The organism is Haloferax sp. AB510 (assembly GCF_024136985.1).
Taxonomy (GTDB): Archaea; Halobacteriota; Halobacteria; order Halobacteriales; family Haloferacaceae; genus Haloferax.
Genome location: NZ_JAMYJY010000147.1, coordinates 1 through 6764, shown reverse-complemented (window position 1 = coordinate 6764; position 6764 = coordinate 1). Strand labels below are relative to the sequence as shown.

Annotated in this window: 3 protein-coding genes; 1 reads left to right on the top strand and 2 read right to left on the bottom strand. The window is 55.7% G+C overall.

Going from position 1 to position 6764, the window contains the following annotated elements; all coding sequences use genetic code 11:
• Positions 1 to 1108, bottom strand: a 1108-nt coding sequence (locus NKF06_RS19050; RefSeq protein ID WP_253246305.1) for an ATP-binding protein, incomplete at its 3' end; no start/stop codon positions are given.
• Positions 1109 to 2121: 1013 nt separating this feature from the next.
• Between NKF06_RS19050 and NKF06_RS19045 the strand changes: the two genes are divergently transcribed.
• Complete coding sequence (locus tag NKF06_RS19045) at positions 2122 to 5346, top strand: ATP-dependent DNA helicase (protein WP_253246304.1); 3225 nt, start codon at positions 2122 to 2124, stop codon at positions 5344 to 5346.
• 199 nt (positions 5347 to 5545) lie between these two features.
• On the opposite strand, the gene NKF06_RS19040 is transcribed toward NKF06_RS19045, so the two are convergent.
• Positions 5546 to 6397 (bottom strand): DNA-binding protein, encoded by an 852-nt coding sequence (locus tag NKF06_RS19040; RefSeq protein WP_253246306.1) that lies wholly within the window; start codon positions 6395 to 6397, stop codon positions 5546 to 5548.
• Positions 6398 to 6764 lie beyond the last annotated feature (367 nt).

The following is a 6764-nucleotide window of genomic DNA, read 5'->3' as shown; positions in this document are numbered from 1 at the left end:
AATTGCCGAGATAATTAGATGAGAATAAGTCGTTCTGTGTATCTCGAAAAAGGACGTTCCGGTTGTTCATCGTAACCGTGAGACCAGCTTTATCGACATCAGAGGACGGCAGCAACCCGACTTCGATATCCACACGAAGACAGTCGTCTAGTGGGGTATCGGGGTCATTTGCAAACGGCATCCCCTCGTACTTCCGTGGCCAGAGTCCGTCGAATGGAATGTAACTCAGATCGACTGGTTCTGGTGCAGAAACGTGCTCATCAATGTTTAGTATCGTTACTTCATCATCAGCTGAATCAGCCGTATCGAAACCTGAAACTCCCCAATTTAGATCGAGTGTGATCGAATCTTTTGTCTGTTCTTCAGTAGGATCGATCTTGATATCATCTCGAAGGAAATGTTCATAGGTCTCTTCTAATCGCCACAGAGAGTTCTCAGCAGATCGGTCAATTTCACCGTTTACGACCCCACAAAGCCGCTTCCAGACGCCCTTTTTTAGATCTTCAACGATGATTCGCGTCTTGTTTTCACCAAGGTCATCAACTTCGTATACTTCGGACGTGTACGCCGTACGTGAATTCGTAGCTGCTTCACCCTCCAGCTTTTGTGCATCGACTTCGAAGCCTGCTGCCACATCGTACCCGTGCGCGTGCGATTCATATCGGATGTGGTTGCCAATCCCAATGAGACGTTTGGCACCAACACCGAATCGACCAATCCCTTCTGGAGGTGCATCACTATGACCTAATTGGAAGAATTTTGCAAGGTCTTCCGGAGGAACACCACCCGCATTATCTGTGATGATGAGTCGGCCAGTAACCGAGTCTGATTCAGTAGTGTCCTGGTCGTTCTCAATATTTTCTTCTCCCTCACCATCATCCTTCGTCTCATTTTCAATCGGCTCAAACCGAATATCGACGTCCAACGTCTGCGGGTAATAGTCTTCATTGAGCGCCTGCCCGCGCACGAAGTCAATTGAGTTGTCAATCGTCTCGGTAATGATTGCGTATGGGGTTGCTCCTGCTGCAAAGGCCCGGTAGATCGAAGGGAGCGGTTCATACGTAACCGTCTCGGGGAGTCCAGCTGGACCTGATTGTTCGTTGGTCATCGTGAGATCTGATTATTACCGTGAACGTTTCTCTGTAATTGCCCTCTTAGGAGACCAATTAAGAGATCGGTTTCCTCTTACGACCTCATCTAACAGATGCACCCCCTTAACACTATTGTGCTATTTGGCCTGTTAAGGGACGTTCTTAACCCGACTGTGGGCGGCAAACACGCTACTGCATCAGATAAGATGGAAATAGCAACCCCCTTATTGCGTAATACGGCAATAGAATTAAGTACCCATAGCCCCTACGAGGTAGTGTCGGCAGGTCGGACGGTCCACGTTCCGAACTACAATCGCTGGGCTACCCGCTCAGGATCGTGGGTTCGCGGGTCGGTGCTGGAACACCAACCCGCTGAAAATCGGTGTCTTGGGCCGTTAAACGACCGTCGACGCACCTACGATGAGCGCTAAGACCCCCAACCAGTTGAAGCTATCGCTCCCGACCATCTTCCGGCCGCCTTTGGGCGAGGAGGCTCCCGATGAGTAGTCGGAACCAGCCACAGGGCCCCGTGGTGAGCGACCACGCGATGTGGCGATTCATGCATCGAGGGTCGCCGACGGCAACGCCGTTCGACGTTAAAGCTGCCTGGCGTGAGGGCTATGCCGTTGACGTTGCCGGCAAGACCTATTCTGAAGCACGCTACACTGTGACACAGGGTAGCCAAGTCGTACTACTCCGGAAGGACACCCACATCACAACCGTCGTCTGTGCGCCTCAGGAACAAGTCCGCTTCCGTGAGACGCCGCCGACGTTGGTGTGCACTTGCGGAAACCATCGACGTGACCAACAGCTCGAAAACTGCTCCGAGTGTGGCGGTCACGGTTGGTCTGTAAAGGTGACAACCTAAGCAGATCTCAGACGCTGAGATTCAGCAGCGATTGAGAACTGCGGACACGGTTAGCTGCGGCCAGCATACACCCTGAGACGCATCGCTCGATGACGCCCGCCCGCTTGGAGTACGTCCGTTCGACTCGGACGGCGGGACTCTCCCATTGGGAGGTACACAACGATGACCGAAGATACGACTGACGCAACAGCAAACCAAAGCGACTCCCCGCTTGGAAGCCTCACGCACGAACAGTGTGTTCAGCGGCTCCAAGAGGCGAATCGGCGACTGACTGATACTCCTCACTGGAGGTTCAACGATGAACAGTTGGCGGTCCTTCGTCACACTACTGGTCCCCAGTTAGTGACAGCTGGGCCGGGAACGGGAAAAAGTACAGTCACCGTCGCACAAGTTCTCAAGTGGCTCCTCGTCGACGGGGTCCAACCGGAGGCGATAGTACTCACGACGTTTACTGAAAAAGCAGCTCGAAGCCTCGAGCAGCGTTTAGAGGCGTGGCTCGTAGAACTCGGATACAGCAGTTCAATTCCCTACGAGCGCATCTGGGTGGGAACACTTCACCAACTCTGTGCGGAGATTATGCGTGAGTTCCGATACGGGGACTACCAGAACGTCGAATTACTCGATGCAGACGCACAGGAGATGTTCATCTCTCAGAAGTGTGGTGACTACATTGAGTCGGTAGCAGGTGGTGATGTCACCGAGTTTTCTCCACGCAAAGCAAACGACGAGGGAGGGTGTTCAAAAGCAACTGCAACGAGTGTTGTAACAACACTATTCAACCGACTCTCGCAGTACTGCGCCGACATCGAGGCACTCAAGAACAGCAACAATGGAGCACACCAACGCCTCGCAGAAGGGTACGAGCAGTATCTCGATAGCCTTCGCGAGAATTCGCGGTGCGATTTCGCGCGACTTCAAGAGCGATTCCTCGATTTCCTCGAGACGGATGCCGGGTTACGCTTCGTCCAGGGTGACCCAGATCGAGGGCACCCTGGGATTCAGCGCGTTGCTGTCGATGAGTACCAAGACGTCAATCCGCTCCAACAGGAGGTTTATTTCAGTCTCGCTGAACGGATGGCTACGTCGAACCCAACACTCGTAGTCTGCGGTGATGACGACCAAGCACTCTACCGCTTCCGTGGTGGGACGGTCGACTGTTTGATCGAGTTTCCTGAACGGATTTCAGACCGACTGGGTATCGACGAGAACGCTGTCGGACAGGAGAATCTCCGTGTTAACTACCGCTCTCGACCAGGTATTGTAGACTGGTCAAACCGTCACATCGCCGATTCGCCGGTGATGCAAGAACACGGTGCTCGAGCTGCTGGGAAACAACCGCTCGAAGCGTTCCGTAGTTCAACACCAGACCCGAACGTCTTCCTACACAAAGCGGATACGAAGCAGGCGGCCGCAGAGGCGTTCGCCGAGCAGGTTGAACACCTACACGACGAGGGGTACATCGAAGATTATCGACAAGTGGCACTATTAGCCCACAGCACCCGTGAAGTCTGGACACAGTATAGTAACGAGACCTTCGTTGGTGCGTGCGTTCGGGCGCTCGAAGCCCGTGGTATTCCAGCGTTCAATCCGCGGAACAAGGGCTTCGCCGAGCAAGAAGAGGTACAGTTGATGTTGGGGGCGCTCGCCCGGTGTGTTGACCCCCACAGTCAGTGGGGCGAAGAAAACGTCCATCCCTATGGTGGGTTTGGGCAAAAAGTCCAAGACTGGGACACAAAACTCGAAGCCGTCCTTGCTGACGATAGTATCAACACCGACGGTCTTGAAGCCGTGATCAGTCGAATCCAGCGTGAGATTCGTACTGCGTCGCCAGATAGTGTGCTCAATCTGACGTTGATCGACATCTACAACAAAATTCGGGCCCAAAACCCGTTCTCAGAGTGGACTGGGACGGATGGCGATGCTGCTCGGACAATGCGGTTGGGGAAACTCAGCCAACTTGTTGAGTCGTTTGAGGGTATCGCTAGTGGAGTGACACACAGTCGAAACCTCACGCGAACCTCGCGTGCTGAGTTTGAAACGACCTCCACACGGTTCCTGAGTGACTTCTACTGGACGTTCCTCCAGTATCTGAACAACGTCGATCTCGATGACCCAGAAGACCCGTACGCGGGCACACCGCCAGGGCACGTCCAAGTGATGACGGTGCATCAGGCCAAGGGCCTTGAGTTCCCCGTGGTGTACGTCGCCAGCCTCGACCGCACAGTTGAGAAGGTCGTGACGTACGAAGACAAGGCACAAACGACGCCAGCCCCAACCATCGCAGATATTCTGTCGCCGTACTGTGAGCGGACACCGACTACCGACGTCGAAACCCGCGCAGAGCGTGACCTTGTCCGACAGTTCTACGTCGCTCACTCGCGTGCGAAGGAGAAGTTAGTTCTGCTCGGCACCAACTACTACCTTCGGCCTGCAGATGGGACGACTGTCGTGCCGTCTCTTGGTACGGACGGGGGTGTCCCGCTGACCGCAGAGTGGTTCTCTCGTAACCAACGACTCGATAAGGGGGCGACGTTATTCCAATCGGGGACGTCTGTTGGACCAGTTTCAGACGACGCTCCCAAGCGAACCTACAGCGTCGTCGGAGACGCACTAGCGGTTGAACGGTGTATCCGACAATACGGGTTCCTTGTCGAATACAAGTTCGCTGGTAGCAGTAGTACCCAGCTATTTGCAGGCTTAGCTGTCCACCAAACACTCGACTGGGCACATCGCTACTACAACGGAGACGTAGACGGTGCCACAGGCGGGTCTCCGCCGTCGACAGAGAAACTTCGCGAAGAGTTCGACACAGTCGTTGACTCGCTCCGAGACCAACGGATTCTGCCGATGAGTAACGACGCGATTGAGTCTGTGTTCGAGCACGTTGCACGGTTTAACGAAACCGTTGGCCCGTCGTTGTATCCGAAAGTCGTAGACACCGAGTGTCGACTCCGTGCGAACGCTGGTAAATACCTGTTGACAGGTGTTGCCGACGTTATCACCGACGACGACGGTGATCGGACGTTGGTTGACTACAAGGCGAGCAAACGGCCAGAAAAGGGTCACAAATATCTACAGAACTACCACGACCAACTCCTTGTGTACGCGGGGTTGTACTTCCAACAAGAGGGCGAATATCCTGAGAGTGCAGTGTTGTACTTCATCAACGAGGACAACCCTGTAGAAACACGGTACGAGGTTGAATTCACACCAACAGAAGTGGAAGCTGCAATGGCCACTTTCGAAGAGACCGTCCGACGGATCGAAACAACACGAGAAAACAACAGTTGGTCTGACCTCGATTCGGACGACCTGCCTGACCCAGCAACGTGTGACGAGTGCCCAGTTCGGTTTGACTGTCCGGAACGCAATTACAGCGAGTACTGAAGCCTAACGGTTCGATTGCAGTAACGCCCCTAACTACTTCTCTAACGCCAACCGGCAGAAACGTCTTTACCCAAATAGAAACCGTGCGGAGAGGTCGTGGCTGCGCGCGCAGCACCGCAGGTGCGAGCACGGAGCGGTGGGTGGGGAGGTGGGGTCTGGGCTGGTGGAGACGTAAAAAAGAACCACCCACCGGCGACGCTTACTCAGCCCACCACGCCTCGCGCTCTGGGAATCTGACGTCCGACCACCCCGTCACGGCTACCGAAACACGCCCACCGTACCAGCTCTTTGCGACGTTCCGCAGCGTCACCCGCTCGCCTTCTCTGACAGCTGGCTGCCGACTATTATGCCACACCGTGAATTTCGTTCGTCCCGTCTCGTCCTCGATGAGTCCCACCTGTTGAATCGCCGGGTTCGACGACTCCCAGAGTTGGGTTATCGTTCCTTCAATCGACACCTCACGACGACTGACCTCGCTGACCGCCGCAATCGGAATCACCGTCCCCGGAGCCTGTTGGAACTCTTCGAAGACACCCACGACCGCGCTCATCATCGAGTTCCCGTCTGCGACGACCTCGGCCAGCCGCCGGCTGATTACCGCCCGCGACCACTCCTCGAGTTTCGACTGCATTCGTCCTGCCTCTCTGTTCACAACGCCCAACTGTTCAGCCGTCAGTTGCTCACGTGGATCCGGTTCTTCCGGGTCAGCCCACCGATTGACACACCCCGCGCGTTTCTTGAATGCACGCGTTGCTTCGATACTCGACTGTTCAACCGCCGTCGCCGTCCGTGCTTCCCGACTCGACGTCTGTCTCCGATCCCACCGCTCACGCGTCTGTTCGATCTCCCACTCACGTGCAGCCATCCGCTCTTCTTCCGCGAGGGTCAGTCCCCGACCAACCGCTTCAGGGTTATTCAGGTCAACCTTGGCTTGGATTTCGAGTTCAACTGTGGGATGGAGCGCTGGCGTCTCATCAACCACGTCGTCGTCGACCGTCGAGGGGTGGTTGCTGTGCGAAACTTCATTACGGAACTGCTTCTTACTACTCATTGGGTTAATCCTGAAGGCGCTCACTCGGCGTCTTCTTCCGACACCACGACTCTCCAGCCGCAGTCTTCTCACAGACTGACCGACACCAATCGTCTCACGGCGACGCCGCCGCGCCTTCGCCGGCTTGTCCGGCGCGGCGCGTCGCCAACAGGTGTCCCCCACAGACGAGCGCGGGGGTGAACCTCGAGGTGAGCGCGCGGTCAGGGCAGTCAATCCACCGACCCGCGGGTCGTCGACCCCGTGCAGGCCGTCCGTCGGAGACGCAACGGCTGAACCGGGACGACGAGACGGCAAGCGGGGGGTTGACAGTCCTGAACGGCGTCGCATACGGCCACAGCGAGGCCGCAGAGAGCGAGGACCCGCTGGA

Coding starts and splice junctions, on each gene's coding strand:
- NKF06_RS19040 (WP_253246306.1), bottom strand. CDS start 6,397: ATGAGTAGTAAGAAGCAGTTCCGTAATGAAGTTTCGCACAGCAACCAC.
- NKF06_RS19045 (WP_253246304.1), top strand. CDS start 2,122: ATGACCGAAGATACGACTGACGCAACAGCAAACCAAAGCGACTCCCCG.